The organism is Thermobifida fusca YX (assembly GCF_000012405.1).
Lineage (GTDB): Bacteria > Actinomycetota > Actinomycetes > Streptosporangiales > Streptosporangiaceae > Thermobifida > Thermobifida fusca.
Genome location: NC_007333.1, coordinates 145,378 through 165,538, shown reverse-complemented (window position 1 = coordinate 165,538; position 20,161 = coordinate 145,378). Strand labels below are relative to the sequence as shown.

Here is a 20,161-nt window from a genome sequence, read left to right as displayed (position 1 = left end):
TCGCTTGCCCCGCTTGCCTAGAGTCACCACTTCCCTGGTGAAGGGCCGGACATCCCCCACTGGTCCCAGCAGCGTGATGAATAATCACTTGGTGCCCCACTCTACGGCTACTCTCCCCGCTGGATGCTCAGCGTGAACGAGTGTCCTCTTCGTGGGGCTCGCGTGTGACAAGTTCTAGGAGGGCGACTCACGTGACTGAGCCGGCGCCGGTGTTCACCAGCGGAATCGATCATGAACGGCTCACTTCTCAACTCCGGTTCGTCCTGGAGGTCGACAAGCTCAAGCGCGTACTGCGGCGTTCTCTGCTCATTGACGGAGCCCGCCGCGAAAACTCTGCCGAGCACTCCTGGCACGTGGCGGTACTCGCTCGCGTATTCGCCGAATACGCCCCCGCGGGCACCGACATCGACCACGTGGTGAACATGCTGCTGGTGCACGACATCGTGGAAATCGACGCCGGAGACACCTACATCTACGACCAGGCCGCCGTGAGCACCCAGGCGGAACGGGAACGTGCCGCCGCGGACCGCATCTTCGCGCTCCTGCCCGAAGACCAGGCCGTGTGGGCACGGAACCTGTGGGACGAGTTCGAAGAACGCAAAACCCCCGAGGCGCGGTTCGCCAGAGCCATCGACCGCCTCTCCCCCCTGCTCGCCAACTGGCACACCGAAGGCGCCATGTGGCGGCAGTTCAAGATCTCCAAGGACGACGTGCTCAAGAACGTGAAACTCATCTCGGAGGGATCCGAGCCACTGGGCGCCTACGCGCTGGCGCTCGTCGATGACGCCGAACGGCGCGGCTACCTCAGCCGAAACTGACTGACCGGCCTCACCGCAGCACCAGTTGGACTGCTGCGGTGAGGCCGATGACGACGATCAGGGCGCGCAGCGCCCCCGGGCGGAGCCGGCGGCCGAACTTCGCGGCAAAATACCCCCCGATCACCGAACCGGTGGAGATCAGCGCCACCGCCCCCCAGTGGGGTTCAGCCAGGACAAGGTAGAACAGGGCCACCGACGCGTTGACGATCAGCGCCAGCACGTTCTTCAACGCGTTGAGGCGCTGCATCTCGTCATTGAGGGAACTGCTAAGCAGGCTGATCAAGATGACGCCCTGAGCGGCGACAAAATACCCGCCGTACACGCCCGCCCCGTAGACGCCGAGCGGCAGCAGCGGGCCGCCGTGGGGGCGGGCCGCACGACGCTCCTGCAGCCGCGCGCTGATCTGAGGCTGGAAAATAATGAGCGCGCAGGCGAACAGGATGAGCACAGGCGCAATCGACGTGAACACCCGCTCCGGCAAAGTGAGCAGCAGGGTTCCGCCGGTCAGCGCCCCCAGGAACGACATCCCGCCGAACCGCAGCACTCGGGCGCGCTGCCCAGCCAGCTCCCTGCGGTAGCCGATCACTCCGGCGATCGACCCCGGGGTGAGTCCGATGCTGTTGGAGATCATGGCCGTCACCGGAGAAATCCCGCACGCCAGCAGCGCCGGAAAAGTGAACAGCGTACCGGAGCCCACCAGCGTGTTGATGGCTCCCGCCCCGGCACCCGCAGCAAAGACGACGCATGCCTCCCACGCGTTCACGGACGCCCCCGAACCGGTGTGTGAACCTTCCCGAATCCCGTGCAGTCTATGAACCTGTTGCACCGGCCACGGAAGGCGGGGCTGCCGTCCCTGCTGCCCGGCCGTGCCGCCCCGGTTACGACGCTCGGGCCGACCAGCGCTCCCCGTCGAACTCCACCTTCAGCCCGATACCGAACGTGGTGCTGAGGTGGTCGGCGGTCATCACCTGCTCCAGCGGCCCCGCGGCCACCACCTTGCCTCCGCGCAGCAGCAGGCCGTGCGTAAACCCGGGGGGAATCTCCTCAACATGGTGGGTAACGAGCACGAGAGCGGGGGCAGACTCGTCTTTCGCGAGCGTGCCGAGGCGGCGCACCAGATCCTCCCGCGCGCCCAAGTCGAGCCCGGCCGCAGGCTCGTCCAAGAGCAGCAGCTCCGGGTTGGACATCAACGCTCGGGCGATCAGCACCCGTTTGCGTTCCCCTTCCGAAAGGGTGCCGAACGCACGGTCCTCGAACCGCAGCACTCCCCACCGGCCCAGCAGTGCCCGGGCCCGCGCATAGTCAGGGGCGCTGTACTCCTCTTTCCCTGTGCCCAGATAGCCGTAGGCGGCGCTGACCACCACGTCCCGGACGCGCATGTCGTCCTCAAGCTGGGCGGCCACCGCAGACGAGGCGAAGCCAATCATCGGCCGGAGCTCGAACACGTCTCCGCGGCCGAGCCGCTCACCGAGCACCTCCACCGTGCCCCGGGTGGGGTGCAGTTGAGTGGCGGCGATCCGCAGCAGGGTGGTCTTGCCTGCACCGTTCGGTCCCACGACCACCCAGCGCTCCCCTTCCGCCACAGTCCAGTCCACTGCGTCCAGCAACACCGTCTGGCCGCGGCGTACCCCGACCCCGCTCATGTGCAGCACGTGCCCGTTCATAGCTCTCCTTCGTGACAGCCCGAGTGCGAACATACTGGACGCTTGGCCGCCGACCGCGCCGGTCGCCCCCGATTCCACCCGCCCGCAGCGACCACCCTTCCAGACGGGGGTGACGGCCGCGTGAACGCCCGCCGCCCTGCGCCTGCGGGGCGCCCCCAGTCAGCGTGCCCGGACGCTTCCGTCCCGCTCGGCGCTGCCCTGGCCGCCACCACGGTCGTCCGGCAGCGCGCAAGGCCTCGACTGCGACTCCGGCGGGTCTCCCCGTCCCGCGTCCCCATCCCGGCAGCGCCCCGCACCCGTATTCTCGCCCCGCGTAATGCCGGGCGGTCTCAGGGTGTCCGCGTGTGAAACTCCGGGACACCTCAGGGTTGTCTCCCGATTCGCTCCCGCCGTCGAAGACAAATAATCGTGACCATGGGAAACGCCGCCAACCACTCGCACGCACTGCCCCCGGAGCGGCGCCGTGCCTCCGACGCCGACCGGGACCGCGTGGCCCAACTCCTCGGCGAGGCCTTCGTCGACGGGAGGCTGACCGCAGAAGAGCACGCTGAACGGCTCGACGCTCTCTCCACCGCCACAACCTTGGGGGATTTGCAGCCGCTCATCGCCGATCTGGGCCCTGCCCCGACGCTCTCCGAAGCCGAGGAGCTCCGGGCCTCCAGCACCGGTGCGGAGAACATCGTCGCCGTGTTCGGCTCCGCGAAGCGCAGCGGACGCTGGCTCGTGGAACCGCGCACCAACACGTCGACCCTGTTCGGAGAGATCGCGCTGGACTTGCGCGAAGCAGTCCTGTCCCAGCGTGAGGTGGTCATCCAGTGCGGGCTGGTTTTCGGCTCGCTGAAACTGACGGTTCCTCCCGGGGTGCGGATCGTCAACGAAACCACACCGATCTTCGGTGACGTCGACTTGAAGAAAACGGACTCGGCGGTCACGGTCAACGCGCCCACGATCCGCCTGCGGGGAAGCGTGATGTTCAGCTCAGTCAAAGTCCGGACACGCACTCTTGGGAAGAGGAAGCTGCCATGGATGCGTTGACGCCGTCTGCTGCTGTGAGGAGCTCCACCATGGACCTGGAACGTCTCCGCGCCTCTGACGCGGACCGCGAGCGCAGCGCCGAAGTGCTCCGCAACGCGCTTGCGGAAGGCCGCATCAACCACGAGGAACTCGACGAACGGTTGGACCGGGTGTACCGGGCGACCACTGTGGGGGAACTCGCCGAAATCACCCGCGACCTTCCCTCATCGCTCGGCGCGTCGCCTGCTTCGGGGACGGACCCGTCGCTGTCCTCCGCGGAGGCGCAGCAACTGGCCGCGCAAAGCCGGGGGAAAGAAGCGATTTCCGCGGTCTTCGGCGGGGTGGAGCGTGCGGGACGCTGGCTGGTGGAGCCGCACACCACCGTGTCCATCCTGTGCGGTGGGGTGGACCTGGACCTGCGGGAGGCGGTGCTCGCCCAGCGCGAAGTCGTCTTCCAGTGCGCGGTGATCTTCGGCGGGCTGCGGATCATCGTGCCGCCCGGCGTGCGGGTGGTCAACCAGGCCAATGTCTTCCTGGGCGGAGTGGACCTCAGTAAGGTGGACAGCGTCACTGATCCGAGCGCCCCGACGATCCGGATCACCGGGACCTGCCTGATGGGTGGCATCCAGGTGCTGGAACAGCGCCCCGGCCAGAAGTGCAGGTGACCGCGGCGCGGATCCGCTGCGGCTCTCCGTGGTACGTGATGTGGAGCACAGTACTGTCGGCCGGTGAAGGGTCCCACGTCGGGTAACAGAGTGTGCCCGCCCGGGACTGGGGTGCCCTGGTCTACGCCACTGTGGTCCAGCAGAGTACCTTTAGAGCCGTCATGACTCTCGCGAATTCCGTGCCTGAAACCCTGCTGGTGACGGTCACCGGTAAAGATCGTCCGGGCATCAGCGCTCGACTGCTGAGCACCTTGTCGGTCTTCCCGGTCACCATCACCGACTTGGAGCAGGTTGTCATTGGTGGGCGTCTGCTCCTGGGCGCTTTGCTGTCGGCCGACGAACGCGTTGCCCCCGGGGTCCGCAAAGAGCGCCTGTTCGAGGAGATCCGCTCGGCGGTTTCCAAAGTCGCGGTCGATATGGACATGGACGTCGACTTCATGGTCGACGGCGAGCGGGTGCGCCCCTGCACGGGGACCCGCCTCGACGTCACGATCATGGGGGACCCGCTGCGTCCAGGCGCGGTCGGCGCCATCGCTTCCTGTGTGGCACGGGCAGGAGCCAACATCGACCGTATCGAACGCTTGGCCAGCTACCCGGTGACCGCGCTCTCCCTCTCCTTGACCGGGGGCAACCTGGAACAGCTCCGCACCGACCTGGCGTTGGAGGCCGCCACCCAGTCGGTGGACGTGGCCGTGCAGACGAGCGGCCTCCACCGGCGGTCCAAGCACCTGGTGGTGATGGACGTCGACTCCACGCTCATCCAGTGCGAGGTCATCGAACTGCTCGCCCAGTACGCGGGCTGCGGGGACGAGGTCGCCCGGATCACCGAGGAGGCGATGCGCGGTGAACTGGACTTCGAGGAGTCGCTGCGGCGGCGCGTCGCCCTGCTGAAAGGGCTGGACGCGAGCATCCTGGAAGAAGTGCGCGAGAAGATGACGCTCACCCCGGGAGCGCGCACCCTGATCCGCACCCTCAAATTCCTCGGCTACGAGTGCGCCATCGTCAGCGGCGGCTTCACCCAGCTCACCGACTACCTGGTGGAAGAGCTCGGCATCGACTACTCGGCGGCCAACGTCCTCGAAATCGTCGACGGCAAGCTCACCGGTTCGCTGGTCGGACCGATCATCGACCGGAAAGGCAAGGCCGCGGCCCTGGAGCGGTTCGCCGCGGAGGCGGGGGTGCCGCTCAGCCAGACCGTGGCGATCGGCGACGGCGCGAACGACCTCGACATGCTCCGGGTCGCCGGGCTCGGGGTGGCGTTCAACGCCAAACCGGTGGTCCGTGCCCAGGCCGACACGTCGGTGAACGTGCCCTACCTCGACACGGTGCTCTTCCTGCTGGGGATCTCCCGGGAGGAAGTGGAAGCCGCGGAACGGGGCAGCTACGCCTGACCGCAGGGACGCGGGACGGCTCGGTCACATTACGAGCCGCAGCCGCCCGGTTCCCGGAGCGATGTAGAGCCAGTCGACGTCCAGGTCGACCACCGCCACCGAGGCGGGAGGAAAGGACAGGTACCCGGATTCGCTGTCGAACGCGGCGGCGAGCTGCGCCATCGTCGGATTGTGGCCGACCACGAGCAGGGTGCGCACCTGGGGGTCGACGTAGCTGACCAGCTGCAGCGCGGTGTCCACGTCTGCGGTGTACAGCTCTGCGTCGAAGTCCACTTCGGGCTCGCACGGCAGTTGTTCCGCGACCAGGTCCCACGTCTGCCGGGTGCGCCGGGCGGTGGAGCAGAGGACGTGGTCGGGGAGCAGACCTTCCCGGGCGAGGCGTTCGCCCACCATCCTGGCCTGCTGGCGTCCTTCCTGGGTGAGGGGGCGGTCGACGTCAGCAAGAGACGCGGAATGTTCGGCTTGGGCGTGGCGGAGAACGACCAACCGGCGGCTCATGACGTGATCACCGTCGCCACGATGGCTAGTAGGGCGATGAATGCCACCATCACGCCGACGATGACGGCGAGCCCTCTCATACCGCTCATGCCGTCAGTCTGCCATGGGTCGAGTACGGTGCCCAGACCACCCGGAAGGTTGCCGGGTTCCACGGGCGTCGCGCCGGGAAGGGGAGCCGCGTGCTTCCCGGCGCGACGGGTTTTCTTCTGGCGGACAGCCGCCGGTCACTCCTGGGAGGATGCGCCTCCGCCCTGGCTGACCGGCTCCTCCTTGGCGGCGCCCTGGTCGGCTGCCGGCGCCTCCGGCTGCGTCTTGGTGGCCTCAGCGGCGAAGCTGCCGTCCGTGCTGCGCCGCTTGCTCCACACGATGACGCCGACGAGCAGCGCCACGGAGGCCACGGTGATGCCGAGCCGCAGGGCGAGGTTGTCGGCGTAGATGACCACGCTCGGCGCAATGAGCAGCGCCACCAGGTTCATCACCTTGAGCAGCGGGTTGATGGCCGGGCCCGCGGTGTCCTTGAAGGGGTCGCCGATGGTGTCGCCGATGACGGTGGCCTCGTGCGCTTCAGAGCCTTTGCCGCCGTAGTGCCCGTCTTCGACGAGTTTCTTCGCGTTGTCCCAGGCACCGCCGGAGTTGGCAAGGAAGACCGCCATGAGGGCGCCCGCCGCGATACCGCCGCCGAGGAACGCGCCGAGCGGGGCGTAGCCGAGGGCGAAGCCGAGCGCGATGGGGGTGAGGACCGCGAGCAGTCCGGGAGTGATGAGCTCCCGTAGCGAGTCGCGCGTGCAGATGTCGACGACTCGGCCGTATTCGGGTTTCTCCGTGCCGTCCATGATCCCCGGCCGGGTCCGGAACTGTTCGCGGACTTCGTGGACGACGCGGCCCGCAGCACGGCCCACCGCCATAATGGCCAGCCCGGAGAACAGGAAGACGACGGCCGCTCCGATGATCACGCCTACGAGCACGTCCGGCTGGTCCACGGAGAGGCTGAACTCCGTGGCGCCCAGTTCCGCTTCGACCGCGGTGCGGAAGGCGCCGAAGAGCGCGGTCGCGGCGAGTACCGCGGTGGCGATCGCAATGCCCTTGGTGATCGCCTTGGTGGTGTTCCCCACCGCGTCCAGGCTGTTGAGCACCTCAGCCCCGGAGCCTTCCACGTCCCCGGACATTTCGGCGATGCCTTGCGCGTTGTCTGCGACCGGGCCGAACGTGTCCATGGCCACGATGACTCCGACGGTGGTCAGCAGGCCGGTTCCGGCGAGGGCCACAGCGAACAGGCTGACGGTGATGTTGCCGCCGCCCAGGAGGAACGCCGCGTAGACGGCTCCGGCGATGAGCAGCGCCGAATAGACGGCAGACTCCAGTCCCACGGACACGCCGGCGAGGACCACGGTCGCCGGTCCGCTGCGGGAGCTCTCCCCGATTTCCCGTACCGGCGGGCGGTTGGTTTCGGTGAAGTAGCCGGTGAGCAGCTGGATGGCTGCGGCGAGCAGGAGGCCGATGAGTACCGCGCCGATCGCGATGAGCTGCGGGTTGCCGTCCAAGGCAGCGATATCTGCGGGGACGCCCTCCAGTTCCGCGAAGGTGTCGGGCAGGTAGAGCAGGGCTGCTCCCACGACGAGGACGGCGGAGATGACCGCTGAGATGAAGAACCCGCGGTTGATCGCCGCCATGGCGTTGGCGTCGCGGGCGCGGGGGGAGACCACGAAGATCCCGATGATCGCGGTGATGACCCCGATCATGGGCACGAGGAGCGGGAAGACGAGTCCTTCCGTGCCGAAGGCGACCCGGCCCAGGACGAGGGAGGCGACGAGGACCACCGCGTACGACTCGAACAGGTCGGCGGCCATGCCCGCGCAGTCGCCGACGTTGTCGCCCACGTTGTCCGCGATAGTGGCGGCATTGCGGGGGTCGTCTTCGGGGATGTGGTGTTCGACTTTGCCTACCAGGTCGGCGCCGACGTCAGCCGCCTTGGTGAAGATTCCGCCGCCGACCCGCATGAACATGGCGAGCAGGGCCGCGCCGAACCCGAAGCCTTCCAGGACGATCGGGGCGTCGGCCCGGTAGATGAGGACTACGAGAGCTGCGCCGAGCAGGCCGAGGCCGACGGTGAACATGCCGGCGACACCGCCGGTGCGGAAGGCGATCCGCATGGCAGCTCGTGCTTCTCCGGCGCGGGCGGCCGCGGCGACGCGGAGGTTGCCGCGCACGGCGAGCCACATGCCGAGGAACCCGGTCATCGCGGAGAAGAGCGCGCCGATCGCGAAGAAGATGGAGCGTCCCCAGCGGACGGCTTCCGTGTCTGCGGGCAACAGGAGAAGCAGCAGGGGAATGATAATGACAAAGACCGCGAGGGTGCGGAATTGGCGTTTGAGATAGGCAGCCGCGCCTTCTTGGACCGCTCGTGCGATATTCTGCATGCGCTCTGTGCCTTGGCTTGCGGCGAGAACCTCACGCACGAGGGTCCCGGCAACAGCCAGCGCGAGCAGTGCCACCGCGAGAACCACGATGACGAGCGTGAGATCCATACCGAGCAGAGCGAGCTCGGCGCCGCTGTCAGCGGCAAGGTTGAGCCCGGTCAATCCGTCCTCCTCCAGACGGGCAGGGCCCCGCCCGGGTGCTCGCTCCGCCGTCCAGGGCTTTCCGGACGGGTCGCCCTCCAGCACGTCAGGCGGGGTCTTGCCGGTGCCTCCATGGTCGGGAAAATCCCCATCGTTTCCGTTGTATTAACGGATTCGATGTGCCGGGAGTCTACGCATCGTTACCCGGAAATGTGAGGTCCCAAAGGAGGTTTTCGAGAAAACCTTGGGGTTTGCGGTCCGACAACACCCCAAAAAATGCGACATTCACCCAACAGAGAGAACAAACTTCTCTTTTGTCGCTTTTTTCGCAAAAAATGACAAAACGCAACAAATAACGCATGGAGCGCATGCGCCACGGCGCTCAAGGCATCCCCGCGGCGCGATCACCCAGCGGCACAGCAATCACGGAACGCACGATTCGCTGCACGCTGCCCGCCACGCCACCGCACGCGGGAGCCTCCTCGGGAAAGATCCGCCCGGGCATCCCCAGCCCGGTCCCCCACCCGCGGAACACCGCTGGGCGCCGCGCTGCGCCCAGCCCGCGCTACGGTCGCAGTCCGAGCCCTGGCCCGTCACCCTCCAGCAGCCCGGACCAGCCGCAGCTCTGCCGGATCAACTTCGGCCGCCCTGCCAGCTTCGATCCGATCAGCCATCGCCCGCGCACAGGCGGCCACCCCCAGCGCATCCACCCCGTGGGGCGCCTCCGCGCCGTACTCGGCCACCCGGTCCGCTCCCCGGCGCAGCAGGCGGGCCGCCCCCACAGTGTTCCCGCGCTGCGCATGCGTCACCCCCACCGCGACCTGGGCCAGTCCGCGCCACAGCTCCCGTTGCGGGCCGTCCACCGACTTCCACACCGCCTCCAGCACCTCGTGGGCGTGGAAGGCGTACCCCTCGTCCAGCAGCCGCTGGGCCTCCCGCAGCCCTTCAGTGGGGGAGAACTCCGCGTCGTCGGGCACCCGCGGCACCCCTGGAGCCCCATACGGCAGCGGACGCCCGTACCGGTCCCGGGGCCGCTGGTTCTGCGCCCGGCCGTCTGCTCTACGGTCCCGGTCACGTCTGTGCTGCGTCATCGGAAAGCCACTCCACAAGCAGTGCATTCACCTGGTCGGGGCGTTCCTGGTGAGGGAAGTGCCCCGCGCCCTCCACCAACCGCAACCGGTAGGGCGCGCGTACGTGCCGCTCCAGTCCGTGCGCTGCCGCAGGCAGGATGAGGGGGTCCGCAACACCGTGCACGTACAGCGTGGGGACCGGACTGGGCTCACGCATGCGTTGCAGGTAACGATAGCCGTCCGGGCGGAACCGGGACCGGAACAGCCACCGGTGATACTCCACCGAGCAGTGGGCCACCAAGGGGATCTGGAACGCTTCCCGGAAACGCTGCTCCGTCTGCGCATCCGGCCAACCCGAGCACGACCAGGCACGCAGCGCCTCGGCCACTGCCTGCGCGTTGCGGGCGACCAGGCGGCGTTCCGGCAGCATCGGCACCTGCAGGCCGAGCAGCTCCCACAGGCCGCGGGCCCGGTGCCAGTGCGCCACAGTCGCCGTAGCCAACTGCACCGGATGAGGCGCCGACAAGGCGACCAGCCGCCGGACTGCACGGGGGTGGCACACACTCATCGTCCAACCGATCAGGCCGCCCAGGCCGTGCCCGACCACGGCCGCATCGGCCTCCCCCAGCACCCGGATCAGCCCGGCGATATCCGAAGCCGCAGTGAACAGGTCGTATCCGCGGGGCGGCTTGTCGCTCGCACCATAGCCGCGCAGATCAACGGCGACCGCGCAGTAGCCCGCTGCAGAAAGCGCGGTGATCTGCTGCTCCCACGCCCACCAGAACTGCGGAAAACCGTGGAGCAGCACGACCAGCGGCCCCGTTCCGGCCTCCACCACGTGGAACCGGATCCCTCCGGCGCTGACCAGCCGATGGGTCCATGGACCCTCGATCAGAACCGCAGACTCGTCGGGAACGTTGCTGATCCTGTGAATCACTGTTGCGCGGTATGTTCGCGACGCAGTACGGCCTTGGTCTTGTCGAAGGTCTCCTTCGACCGCGGCATCCCGCGGATCTTCTTGTAGGAGCGCACACCGACGATCCCGAGGATGACCGCCACCAGCGTGTACACAAGGGTAACGATCAAGAAGGCCAGCCATCCAGGCAGACCGAACGCGATCAACGCGAACGCGATCGTCATCGAAGCCAGAATGAGGATCAGGTGCGCGACCAAGGCAGCGGTGATGACCAGCGCGGTCCCTTGGACGACCCGGCGGACGTCCGCGGCCAGCTCCGTCCGAGCAAGTTCAAGCTGCAGGCTCACCAGATGGCTGAGGTGACCGGTCACCTCAGAGGTGAGTTCTCCCAGTGAACGCCGGGGCGCGTCGACGTCCACCGGCTTCCGGCCACCCGTGTTGGTTTTGGACACCGCGGCGGCTCCTTCCATCGGACACATCTCTGGGGAATCCTTGCATAGTTCCCTGCGGCCAGTCCGCTACCGTGCGGGTGCGCGGCGTGTGTCCCCATGGCGTGCGCCCGCGGCCGGCACCGCTCTAGGACTCCCCCGGTCGCGCGCCCCGGCACCACCTCGGCGTAGGGTGCATAACGTGAACGCTGTGCCGACCGATCCTCTGATGCGGATCGCCGAAATTCCCGAGGTCGCTCGCGCGGTCGATGAAACCCGCAGCCTCGTTGACATGCTGATCGGGCAACGGGTGCTGCGCCGCCGCGGCAGCGACGTCTCCATGGAAGCGGCTCTGCGCGGGGCCCGTGCCTCAGCCGTGCTGGAAGGAGCCGACGTCTCCCTCGAGCAGGTGCGCTTCGGGGAGAGCGACGATCCCCGGGTGCGGGGGTCGGTGCGGGTCTCCGGGGAGCTCGGGCTGCTGGTGGAGACCTGGTCTAAGGCGCCCCGCCAGGTCCTGGCCCGCCTGCACGTCCTGGCCGCCTCCGACGTGGTCGCGCCCGAAGCGCTGGGCCGTCCCCGCCGCGACGGGGACGACGTGACCGATCCCCTCGAGCTGGGCTCGCCGCCGCCCGCGTCCGAAGTCATCGCCCGGCTGGAGGCGTTGACTTCCCTGCTCACTGCGCGGACCGAGGCGCCTGCCGTGGTGGTCGGCGCGATCGTGCACGGGGAACTGCTGGCGCTGCGCCCCTTCGGCTGGGGGGACGGCATCGTCGCGCGCGCCGCGGAACGGTTGACCTTGATGGCGCGCGGCCTGGACCCCAACTCGCTGGTCCCTACCCAGTTGGGGCACGAGCAGCGCCGTGAGCACTACGCTGCTGCGCTGCGCGGCTATATGACCGGGACCCCGGAGGGTGTGGCGGGGTGGGTAGTGCACTGCGCACAAGCGGTCATGGAAGGGGCACGCGACTCGCTTGCCACCTGTGAAGCCATCCGGCGCGCCACGACCCGACGCTAAACCGGTGGGGGACGCTGCGTACCGGCAACCGCAGCAACGAAAAGGAAACAGCGCGGTAGCACCGTGGCATCAACGGCAACAATCCGGAAAAACGGCAAAAAACACGCAACAAGGGCGATGCCGGGACATCCCTGAGTGGGAGGTTCACAGCATCGCCCATACCACGCCGGACTGGGCTAACATGCGTGCATTATCGCTAGTCTGACCAGGCGGTTCCCTGATCTCGACGGGCCACTCACGGCGCGGTGACGCGTGGGTACCCAGTTGCGGCGTGTCCGATGGGGCGACCCCATCGATTACTTCCTTTCTACGCCTGGTCAGACAGCTTGGAAAAGGGCCGGAAGGCTATTTTTTCGTCAAGTAGGTAAAGTGACTCGATAACTTTACGTATATTATCTATTACTCGGAGGGTCGATCCGGCTGGAGACCGCGGAGAACACCCCGTTCCCGCATGGGAAACGGCACTCCTACGATTGCCCTCCCCATTGACCTCACCGGATACGGGACCGACTCTTCCCCCCGGAGTCGGACCGTCGGACGGCCCCCGCCTTTCCCCCCTGGCGGGGGCCGTCCCCTTGGACGCCGGAGCTTTCCCGGCCCGGCACTGCTGTGCAGCACCCTTGTCAACCGTGGTTATCCACAGCTCGCACAGTTCGGCTTCGCACCGCCCAGACAGCTACGGAAGCGTGGACACCCGGCACACCGCTGTCTTGGGAGGTCCGCGATGCCGTCCACATCTTCCGCACGTCCCCTGTTCCTCACCGACGATCCGGCGCTCCTCGACGACCTGCTCCGCCTCGCTGCCGCAGCCAACGTCGACGTCACCGTGGTCTCCTCTGCGGCACGGAGCAGCCGCTACTGGGCGCAGGCACCTCTCGTCGTCGTCGGCACCGACCTGGTGGGCGTGCTCGCCCGCGCCGAACCGCCCCGGCATGCGCACGCGGTCGTGGTCAGCCGCACCCCCCTCTCCCCGGCCCTGGACTTCAGCGTCTACCCCGACGCCATGCGGATCGGCGCCCGAGACGTTCTCGTCCTACCCGATGCAGAACAGCAGCTGGTGGCGCTCCTCACCGAATCCACCGACCATGCCGGGGAAGAAGCCCTGGTCGTCTCCGTGATCGGCGGCCGGGGCGGGGCCGGAGCAAGCCTGCTCGCCGCGGCACTCGCGCTCGCCGGGCACCGTGCCGGACTGCGCACCGCACTGGTCGACGCCGATCCGCTCGGCGGAGGACTCGACATCCTGCTGGGTGCCGAGCACGTGCCCGGATCCCGCTGGGAGGAGTTCAGCAACCGACAGGGACGCATGCTCTGGCCAGCACTCCGCGACTCGCTGCCCCACATCCACGGTCTTCCCGTGGTGACCTGGACCCGGCACGGCCCGTACGCCCCGATTCCCCCACAAGCCATGCGCACCGTGCTCCACGCCGCTACCCGGGGATGCCAGATGCTGGTCGTTGACCTGCCCCGGGCCCTCGACGCCGCTGCGGAAGAAGTACTGCGCCGCACCACGGTCGCCCTGATGATCCTCCCCGCTGAAGTGTCTGCCGTCGTGGCCGCGGAACGGCTGCTGCCCGCCCTCCGGGACTCCGTTGCGGACCTGCGGCTGGTGGTCCGCGGCGCAACCCCCGACATCCTGTCCGCGGAATCGGTGGCGTCCTCGCTCAAACTGCCCCTCGCCGGAGACCTCCCCGACGACACTGAACTGCCCCGCCTCCTCGACCAAGGGGAACTGCCCACGCGCCGCACCCGGTCCCCTCTCGTCGCGTTCAGCGAAGCATTCGTCGCCCACCTGTGCCCGGAACGGGTCCGGTCGGCATGAGCAGCCAACTTTCCCTTTCCGGAACAGCGGTGGCGCGACTGCTCGAAGCAGTCCGCACCCGGCTCATGCGCGAGTCGGTGGAACCGACCCCCGCCGCGGTAGCCGCCGCAGTCCGCGCGGAAGACACCACCCTGGGCGACGCCGAAGTGCTGGCGCTCTCCCGGCTCCTCCGCGCCGACCTCACCGGTGCCGGACCGTTGGAACCCTTGCTCGCCGCCCCGGACATCACCGACATCCTGGTCAACGGCCCGCACGAGATCTGGGTGGACGACGGCACCGGGCTGCGCCGCGTCAACGACATTGGCTTCCCCGACGACGACGCGGTGCGCCGCCTAGCGCAACGGCTGGCAGCCCAGGCCGGCCGCCGCTTGGATGCGGCGGAACCGTGGGTGGACGCCCAGCTCCCCTCCGGGGCGCGGCTGCACGCGGTCCTGCCCCCGGTGTCCCCGGAAGGTCCCCGGCTGTCGCTGCGGCTGCCCCGCCACCGCGTGTTCTCCCTTCCGGAACTGGTTTCCTTGGGCACGCTTCCCCCGGCAGGGGCGGCTCTGCTGCATTCCCTCGTGGCCTCCCGGTGCGCTTTCCTCATCTCCGGCGGCACCGGCACCGGGAAGACCACGCTGCTGTCCACCCTGCTGTCCCTTGCCGCTCCCACCGAGCGGCTGGTGCTGGTCGAAGACGCTGCCGAGCTCCGCCCCGACCACCCCCACGTGGTCCGATTGCAGTCGCGTCCACCCAACATCGAAGGGCGCGGCGGAGTGGAACTCCACGAACTCGTCCGCCAAGCACTGCGGATGCGCCCCGACCGGCTCATCGTCGGCGAAGTGCGCGGCCCCGAAGTCGTCTCCTTGCTGCACGCCCTCAACACGGGCCAGGAAGGCAGCGCGGGGACCCTGCACGCCAATACCGCAGCCGACGTCCCCGCCCGTATCGAAGCACTGGGGTGCGCGGCCGGGTTGAGCCGCGAAGCCGTGCACAGCCAGCTCGCCGCCACCCGCGCACTCGTCGTCCACCTGGTCCGCCCGCCCAGCGGGCCACGCCGCGTCGCCCAAGTGTGCGTTCTGCGCCGCGGGTGCGACGGCCTGGTGGCAGCGGTACCGGCGGTCACCTTCACCGCGCACGGCGACCTGGTGCACGACACCGCGTTCCCCGAATTGTGCGACCGGATCGCTGTACCGCCGGGGAGGGGGCAGTGACCATGCTCGCCGACGGGATCGCCCGCTACGGGATGGTGGTGTGGACGGCCGGCTGGCTGGGCTGCGCCGTGGTGTGGGTACTGCCGTCCGCCGCCGAACTCCGGTTGCGGGCGCTCACTACCGCTCGCGCTCCGCGTCCTTCACTGCGTGCCCTGGCAGCAGTGGTGCGGCGCCGTTTGACGCACCGCCCCGGGCTGCTGGCGCGCCGCCGCCTGCGCGGCTGCGCTGACGTGTGCCGGGCTATCGCCGCGGAGCTCCGCTGCGGCAGCTCCCCGGGGAAGGCGCTCGCCGCCGCACTCCGCGGCGCTGACCCGCTCATCGCGGCGGAACTCGCCGAAGCAGCAGTGCTCGCTGAAGCGGGACACGACCCGGTGCCTGCGCTGCGGGCTGCGTCCCGCCGTCCCGGCGGCACGGCATGGGCGAGCCTCGCGGTGTGCTGGCAGGTCGCTGCCTCGTCCGGCACCGGTGTAGCGGCGGTCGTGGAACGCCTCGCGGACGCGCTGGCACACCAGGATGCGCTCCACCGTGAACTCGACATCCACCTTGCGGGACCACGCACCACCGCGGTGCTGCTCGCCGGGCTTCCCATTGCCGGGCTGCTGATGGCGAGTGCGCTGGGTGGTGCTCCCCTCCTCTTCTTGTTCACCACACCGCTCGGATGGGGCTGCCTGTGCGCCGGGATCGCGCTCAACGCCGCGGGCGTGTGGTGGACCCGGCGTCTCGTCCACCGAGTGCTGCGCACCGCGGGAATGTGAACGGAGGCACCTGTGACGGGTCTCGATGTCGCTGTCATCGCGCTGGCCGCTGGAACGGGCGCGCTCGCGGTCGGAGACGGCCGGTCGCCCGCAGAACGGCGGCTCGCCGCCTTGTCGGCCCCTGCCCTACGCCGCCCACCCCGGCTTCTGCCCCGGCTTCCCCGCATGCTCGCCGCTGCTGCCGTACTCGCGGCCTGCTGGGCGCTGGGCGGGGCAGGACTCGGCTTGTTCGGGAGCGCACTCCTCGCCGGGTTCGTGGTGTGGCGGCGGAAACGGGCCGCAGCGTCCCCACCGTCCGCCGGGCGGGACACGGAGATCACGGCCGTGCTGCCCCTGGCCCTGGACCTGTTGGCGGCCGGGCTGCGCGCGGGAGCACACCCCACCGACATGGTGGCGGCGGTAGCCCAGGCTCTCGGCGGGCCGCTCGGTACCGCGCTGGACGGGGTGGCCCGGCAGTTACGGCTCGGCGCCGATCCGGCGCGCGCCTGGCAGAGTCTGCACGCCCCCGCAGAGCTGGCCGCGGTAGGCCGGGCCCTGGCCCGGGCAAGCCACACTGGCGCCCCACTGGCCGACGTGGTGGAGTCCCACGCCGCCGACTGCCGCCGTACCGCCCGCGCGACAGCCCTCGAGCTGGCCCACCGCACCGGGGTAGCCGTCGTCATCCCCCTGGGTGTGTGCTTTCTGCCCGCGTTCGTCCTCCTCGGCGTGGTGCCCCTGGCCGCGGGCCTCGTGTCTGGTCTGGTCCTTCCCTGACCGCCCAGCGGCCTTACCAGCGCCGGTCTCGAGTTATCCACAGCCGCGTCTTCCCCCGCCGCACGCCCCGTATCGCCCGGCCACGCTAAACGCTGTGTCGGGCTGTTACGCCCTCGCCTTGTACGGAGGTTCCTGTGTCTGCTGCTCCTGTTCTGCTGCTCCGCTGTCTTCTTCGGTCCGCTGGCCGCGGCCGCGACACCGGAATGGCCACATCCGAATACGCCCTCGTCACTGTGGCGGCCTGCGCGTTCGCCGCGGTCCTCTACGCCATTCTGACCAGCGCTGAGCTCCGCACCGCCCTCACCCGCATGGTCATCGACGCTCTCGGGATGGGTGGTTGAGCCGATGCGCCGCCCTCCCACGGCCCGTCCCACAGCCCCGGCACGCCAGGGCACCAGTGCCCTGTTCCGGGACCGGGGAGCGGTGACCGCGGAAACCGCGGTGGTGCTCCCCGGGCTGGCGCTGCTGCTGGGCGTCGCGCTCTGCTGTGTCCACGCCGCAGCAGCCCACGTGGCGTGCGTGGACGCTGCCCGGGTGGGGGCCCGCGCGCTCGCGCGCGGCGACGACGAGGCAGTCGTCCGCTCCCTTGTCGCCCAGGCCGGTCCCCCGGAGGCCACGGCGGAACTGTCCATGGCGGAAGGTTTCGCCCGGGTAGAGGTCACTGCCCCGGTCCGGATCATCCCCGGGCTGCCTCCGACAGTGCGGGTCAGCGGCACCGCCGCGATCCCCGCGGAACCCGAGGTGGATGCTCTAGCGGTGAGGAGTGCTGATGCGCCCTCCAGCCCTTGATCGCGGCTCCGGCACCGTGTGGGTGCTCACCTTCGCCATGCTGGTCTGGGCGTGCGTAGTCGCAATCGTCGTGGTGGCGAGCGTACGCGTGGACCGGCACCGGGCTGCTGCCGCCGCTGACCTCGCCGCCCTCGCCGGGGCGGAGCAGGCCGCCTCGGGGGCCGACCGGGCCTGCGCGGTGGCCCGCCGCACTGCGCACGCGAACCAGGCCCGGCTGGTCGACTGCACCGTGTCTGGGCTGACTGTTACGGTCACCGTAGCGGTGCCGGGCCGTATAGGACCAGCGCAGCTCACCGCAGTCTCCCGGGCTGGTCCGGTCGGCGCAGAGCACAAGGCTGTATCCCCGGCCTGGCTAGGCCGCTTCCAGCAGCGCGTCCAGGAGCCGGACCGCTCCCGGCTTGCTGAGCGGCTCGTTGCCGTTACCGCATTTGGGCGATTGGATGCAGGACGGGCACCCGGTAGCGCACTCGCAGGCCGCGATCGCGTCCCGTGTGGCGCGCAACCAGTCCCGCGCAGCGGCGTAGCCGCGTTCCGCGAACCCTGCGCCTCCCTCGTGCCCGTCGTAGACGAAGACGGTGAGCAGCCCGGTGTCGGGGTGCAGCGCAGTGGACACCCCGCCGATATCCCACCGGTCGCAGGTGGCGAACAGCGGCAGCAGGCCGATCGACGCGTGCTCGGCTGCGTGGGCGGCGCCGCGCAGCTCCACCCCTTCGTCCCGCAGCCGTTCCTCAGCGTCCGGACCGACCGTCCACCACACCGCCTGCGACTCCAGGACCCGCTCCGGCAGTTCCAGCGGACGCTCGTCCAGGACCGCCCCGGTGCGCAGGTCGCGTCTCAGATAGCTCACCACTTGGCGGGCCACCCGCACTTTCCCGAAGCACACTGTGGCTTCCCCCCACCGCTCCTCGCGCGCGGTGGTGAGGATGTCGATGTGGGTGACCTCCCGCGCCCAGGTGCTGTAGCCGGGGTCTTCGCCGCGCACCAAGGCGATTCCGCTCTCCAAGTCCAACGCGGAGACCACATAGCTGAACCCTTGGTGCAGGTAGACCGCGCCGGGATGCACGGCCGAGCTCGCCGTGGCCTCGTCCACGGAGCCCAGCAGCACGCCGCTGTCTTCGTCCACGATCTGGACCGGCGCCCCGCCCGACCCCCGGATATCGGCCAAGGTGGAGGCCCGTTCCCGACGCGTCCAAAACCAGCCTCGAGGGCGGCGGCGCAGCAGCCCTCGGCCCACCAGCTCGGCAACCACATCGGACGCGTTCGGACCGAAGATCGGCAGTTCTTCCGGGGCGAGCGGAAGTTCCTCGGCTGCGGCACACAAGTGCGGGGCGAGCACATAGGGGTTGTCCGGGTCCAGGACCGTCGCTTCCACGTCCTGCCCGAAGATCGCGTCGGGATGGTGGACCAGGTAGGTGTCGAGCGGATCGTCCCGTGCGACGAACACGGCCAACGCGTCACGGCCGCTCCGGCCGGCCCGCCCGGCCTGCTGCCACAGCGAGGCCCGCGTCCCCGGCCAGCCGGCGAGCACCACAGCGTCCAGTCCGCTCACGTCCACCCCCAACTCAAGCGCGTTGGTGGTGGCCAGTCCCAGCAGCTCCCCGGACCGCAGGCGCTGCTCCAGCCGCCGCCGGTCCTCAGCCAGGTAGCCGCCCCGGTACGCGGCTACGCGCCGGGCCAGCTCTGGGCGCCCCGCATCGGCCAGTGCCCGCTGCGCCGCCAGCGCAACCAGTTCAGCCGCCTGCCGGGACCGCACGAACACCAGAGTGGACACCTCATGGGACACCAGGTCAGCCAACAGTTCCGCGGCGACCGCTGTCGCCGTGCGCCGCAGGGGCGCCCCCTGCTCCCCGGTCTTCTCCGTCAGCTCCGGCTCCACGAGAGCGAACCGCAGCGAGGCGCGCGCCGAACCGTCCCCGGTGACCGCGACCACGGGAAGCCCGGTGAGCTGCTGCGCTGTCTCCGCCGGCGTCGCCGTGGTCGCCGACGCCAGGATGAACCGCGGCTCGGCACCGTAGCAGCCGCACACCCGCCGCAGCCGCCGCAGGATCTGCGCGACATGCGACCCGAACACTCCCCGATAGTGGTGGGCCTCATCCACCACGACATAGCTGAGCCGGCGCAGAAACCCCGCCCAGACCGGGTGGCGCGCCACGATCGAACGGTGCAGCATGTCAGGGTTGGTCAGCACGTAGTTGGCGTGCGCCCGGGCCCAGGACCGTTCTTCCATCGGGGTGTCGCCGTCGTAGACGGCAGCCCGCACCCCGGGCAGCGCCAGCTCCGCGAGTTTGCGCTCCTGGTCGGCGGCGAGTGCTTTGGTGGGAGCCAGGTAGAGCACGCTGCCGCCCTCGGCGATCGCCGCGGTGCACGGCAGCAGAAAACCCAACGACTTCCCGGAAGAGATGCCAGTGGCTATGATCACATTGCTGCCACTGTGAGCCAGGTTCGCTGCCCGCACCTGGTGCGACCAGGGCTTCGCTACACCTGACTTGACCATGCGTTCCACCACCGCAGGCGACGCCCAGCCCGGCCAGTTCTCCCTCACCCCGGGACTATTCGTCAGGCTTTCCACATGGGTCACCTGCGCGGTGCGGGTATGGTCACGCCGCAGCCGTTGGAGAACCGGCTCCCAACGGTTCACACCCGACACCCTCCACAGGATCGTGCGCCTTGGTTATTCGGGACCGCAGTTGATAGCTGAACGATTTCAGTGTGACATCTGGGGGTACGACTGGCGCTACGGCGTGGTTTTCTTGACTTTGCCATAGATACAACAGCCTGGCGTGATTGAATTTCGTCCGAAGAGGGTAACGCCCGG

General features: G+C 69.1%; 19 protein-coding genes and 1 pseudogene. 12 read left to right on the top strand and 8 right to left on the bottom strand.

Going from position 1 to position 20,161, the window contains the following annotated elements:
* The first annotated feature begins 191 nt into the window (after window positions 1–191).
* Complete coding sequence (locus tag TFU_RS00695) at window positions 192–818, top strand: HD domain-containing protein (RefSeq protein ID WP_011290588.1); 627 nt, start codon at window positions 192–194, stop codon at window positions 816–818.
* 10 nt (window positions 819–828) lie between these two features.
* Here the strand turns inward: TFU_RS00695 and TFU_RS00690 are convergent, their stop codons facing one another.
* On the bottom strand, window positions 829–1,581 hold the full coding sequence (locus TFU_RS00690) for a sulfite exporter TauE/SafE family protein (protein WP_011290587.1): 753 nt from the start codon (window positions 1,579–1,581) through the stop codon (window positions 829–831).
* Between the two features lie 115 nt (window positions 1,582–1,696).
* Window positions 1,697–2,482, bottom strand: coding sequence for an ABC transporter ATP-binding protein (locus tag TFU_RS00685; RefSeq protein ID WP_011290586.1), 786 nt, complete (start codon window positions 2,480–2,482; stop codon window positions 1,697–1,699).
* 414 nt (window positions 2,483–2,896) lie between these two features.
* Between TFU_RS00685 and TFU_RS00680 the strand changes: the two genes are divergently transcribed.
* The 3 genes from TFU_RS00680 to serB all read left to right on the top strand — a co-directional run bounded on the left by TFU_RS00680 (window position 2,897) and on the right by serB (window position 5,552).
* On the top strand, window positions 2,897–3,517 hold the full coding sequence (locus TFU_RS00680; protein WP_011290585.1) for a DUF1707 SHOCT-like domain-containing protein: 621 nt from the start codon (window positions 2,897–2,899) through the stop codon (window positions 3,515–3,517).
* A 29-nt stretch (window positions 3,518–3,546) separates the two neighbouring features.
* Window positions 3,547–4,161 carry a DUF1707 SHOCT-like domain-containing protein gene (locus TFU_RS00675; RefSeq protein WP_011290584.1) on the top strand — a complete coding sequence of 205 codons (615 nt, stop codon included), beginning with the start codon at window positions 3,547–3,549 and terminating at the stop codon, window positions 4,159–4,161.
* Between the two features lie 161 nt (window positions 4,162–4,322).
* Window positions 4,323–5,552, top strand: coding sequence for a phosphoserine phosphatase SerB (serB, locus tag TFU_RS00670; RefSeq protein WP_227480977.1), 1,230 nt, complete (start codon window positions 4,323–4,325; stop codon window positions 5,550–5,552).
* A gap of 24 nt (window positions 5,553–5,576) precedes the next feature.
* On the opposite strand, the gene TFU_RS00665 is transcribed toward serB, so the two are convergent.
* The 5 genes from TFU_RS00665 to TFU_RS00645 form a co-directional block, all read right to left on the bottom strand.
* Entirely contained in the window at window positions 5,577–6,050 is a 474-nt protein-coding gene (locus TFU_RS00665) for a SixA phosphatase family protein (protein ID WP_011290582.1), read from the bottom strand.
* 224 nt (window positions 6,051–6,274) lie between these two features.
* Window positions 6,275–8,629: a sodium-translocating pyrophosphatase gene (locus TFU_RS00660; RefSeq protein ID WP_016188027.1), complete on the bottom strand. Its 2,355-nt coding sequence runs from the start codon at window positions 8,627–8,629 to the stop codon at window positions 6,275–6,277.
* Window positions 8,630–9,201: 572 nt separating this feature from the next.
* The gene (locus TFU_RS00655) at window positions 9,202–9,699 is read right to left on the bottom strand and encodes a DUF309 domain-containing protein (RefSeq protein ID WP_011290580.1); all 498 of its coding nucleotides are present in this window, start codon (window positions 9,697–9,699) and stop codon (window positions 9,202–9,204) included.
* Entirely contained in the window at window positions 9,680–10,615 is a 936-nt protein-coding gene (locus TFU_RS00650) for an alpha/beta fold hydrolase (protein WP_011290579.1), read from the bottom strand. The genes TFU_RS00655 and TFU_RS00650 overlap by 20 nt, the downstream gene beginning before the upstream one ends.
* On the bottom strand, window positions 10,612–11,046 hold the full coding sequence (locus TFU_RS00645; RefSeq protein WP_169803314.1) for a phage holin family protein: 435 nt from the start codon (window positions 11,044–11,046) through the stop codon (window positions 10,612–10,614). Before TFU_RS00645 ends, TFU_RS00650 begins: the two co-directional genes overlap by 4 nt.
* A gap of 205 nt (window positions 11,047–11,251) precedes the next feature.
* Here TFU_RS00645 and TFU_RS00640 point away from each other — a divergent pair, with 205 nt between their 5' ends.
* The 8 genes and pseudogenes from TFU_RS00640 to TFU_RS15645 all read left to right on the top strand — a co-directional run.
* Window positions 11,252–12,037, top strand: a complete 786-nt coding sequence (locus tag TFU_RS00640; protein WP_049755009.1) for a Fic family protein — start codon at window positions 11,252–11,254, stop codon at window positions 12,035–12,037.
* Window positions 12,038–12,761: 724 nt separating this feature from the next.
* Entirely contained in the window at window positions 12,762–13,856 is a 1,095-nt protein-coding gene (gene ssd, locus TFU_RS00635; protein WP_011290576.1) for a septum site-determining protein Ssd, read from the top strand.
* Complete coding sequence (locus tag TFU_RS00630; protein ID WP_011290575.1) at window positions 13,853–15,049, top strand: TadA family conjugal transfer-associated ATPase; 1,197 nt, start codon at window positions 13,853–13,855, stop codon at window positions 15,047–15,049. Before ssd ends, TFU_RS00630 begins: the two co-directional genes overlap by 4 nt.
* Before the next feature lie 2 nt (window positions 15,050–15,051).
* Window positions 15,052–15,804: a type II secretion system F family protein gene (locus tag TFU_RS00625; RefSeq protein ID WP_011290574.1), complete on the top strand. Its 753-nt coding sequence runs from the start codon at window positions 15,052–15,054 to the stop codon at window positions 15,802–15,804.
* A gap of 12 nt (window positions 15,805–15,816) precedes the next feature.
* Window positions 15,817–16,557, top strand: coding sequence for a type II secretion system F family protein (locus TFU_RS00620; RefSeq protein ID WP_011290573.1), 741 nt, complete (start codon window positions 15,817–15,819; stop codon window positions 16,555–16,557).
* A gap of 134 nt (window positions 16,558–16,691) precedes the next feature.
* Complete coding sequence (locus tag TFU_RS15650) at window positions 16,692–16,898, top strand: DUF4244 domain-containing protein (RefSeq protein WP_011290572.1); 207 nt, start codon at window positions 16,692–16,694, stop codon at window positions 16,896–16,898.
* A gap of 4 nt (window positions 16,899–16,902) precedes the next feature.
* Window positions 16,903–17,346 (top strand): TadE family type IV pilus minor pilin, encoded by a 444-nt coding sequence (locus TFU_RS00615; RefSeq protein WP_011290571.1) that lies wholly within the window; start codon window positions 16,903–16,905, stop codon window positions 17,344–17,346.
* Window positions 17,327–17,602, top strand: a pseudogene (locus TFU_RS15645) (Rv3654c family TadE-like protein); the annotation flags it as partial. The gene TFU_RS00615 and the pseudogene TFU_RS15645, both read left to right, overlap by 20 nt.
* Before the next feature lie 96 nt (window positions 17,603–17,698).
* Here TFU_RS15645 and TFU_RS00610 read toward each other — a convergent pair.
* On the bottom strand, window positions 17,699–19,984 hold the full coding sequence (locus TFU_RS00610) for a DEAD/DEAH box helicase (protein ID WP_011290570.1): 2,286 nt from the start codon (window positions 19,982–19,984) through the stop codon (window positions 17,699–17,701).
* Window positions 19,985–20,161 lie beyond the last annotated feature (177 nt).

Coding starts and splice junctions, on each gene's coding strand:
- TFU_RS00685 (WP_011290586.1), bottom strand. CDS start 2,482: ATGAACGGGCACGTGCTGCACATGAGCGGGGTCGGGGTACGCCGCGGC.
- TFU_RS00680 (WP_011290585.1), top strand. CDS start 2,897: ATGGGAAACGCCGCCAACCACTCGCACGCACTGCCCCCGGAGCGGCGC.
- TFU_RS00675 (WP_011290584.1), top strand. CDS start 3,547: ATGGACCTGGAACGTCTCCGCGCCTCTGACGCGGACCGCGAGCGCAGC.
- serB (WP_227480977.1), top strand. CDS start 4,323: ATGACTCTCGCGAATTCCGTGCCTGAAACCCTGCTGGTGACGGTCACC.
- TFU_RS00665 (WP_011290582.1), bottom strand. CDS start 6,050: ATGAGCCGCCGGTTGGTCGTTCTCCGCCACGCCCAAGCCGAACATTCC.
- TFU_RS00655 (WP_011290580.1), bottom strand. CDS start 9,699: ATGACGCAGCACAGACGTGACCGGGACCGTAGAGCAGACGGCCGGGCG.
- TFU_RS00640 (WP_049755009.1), top strand. CDS start 11,252: ATGCGGATCGCCGAAATTCCCGAGGTCGCTCGCGCGGTCGATGAAACC.
- ssd (WP_011290576.1), top strand. CDS start 12,762: ATGCCGTCCACATCTTCCGCACGTCCCCTGTTCCTCACCGACGATCCG.
- TFU_RS00630 (WP_011290575.1), top strand. CDS start 13,853: ATGAGCAGCCAACTTTCCCTTTCCGGAACAGCGGTGGCGCGACTGCTC.
- TFU_RS00625 (WP_011290574.1), top strand. CDS start 15,052: ATGCTCGCCGACGGGATCGCCCGCTACGGGATGGTGGTGTGGACGGCC.
- TFU_RS00615 (WP_011290571.1), top strand. CDS start 16,903: ATGCGCCGCCCTCCCACGGCCCGTCCCACAGCCCCGGCACGCCAGGGC.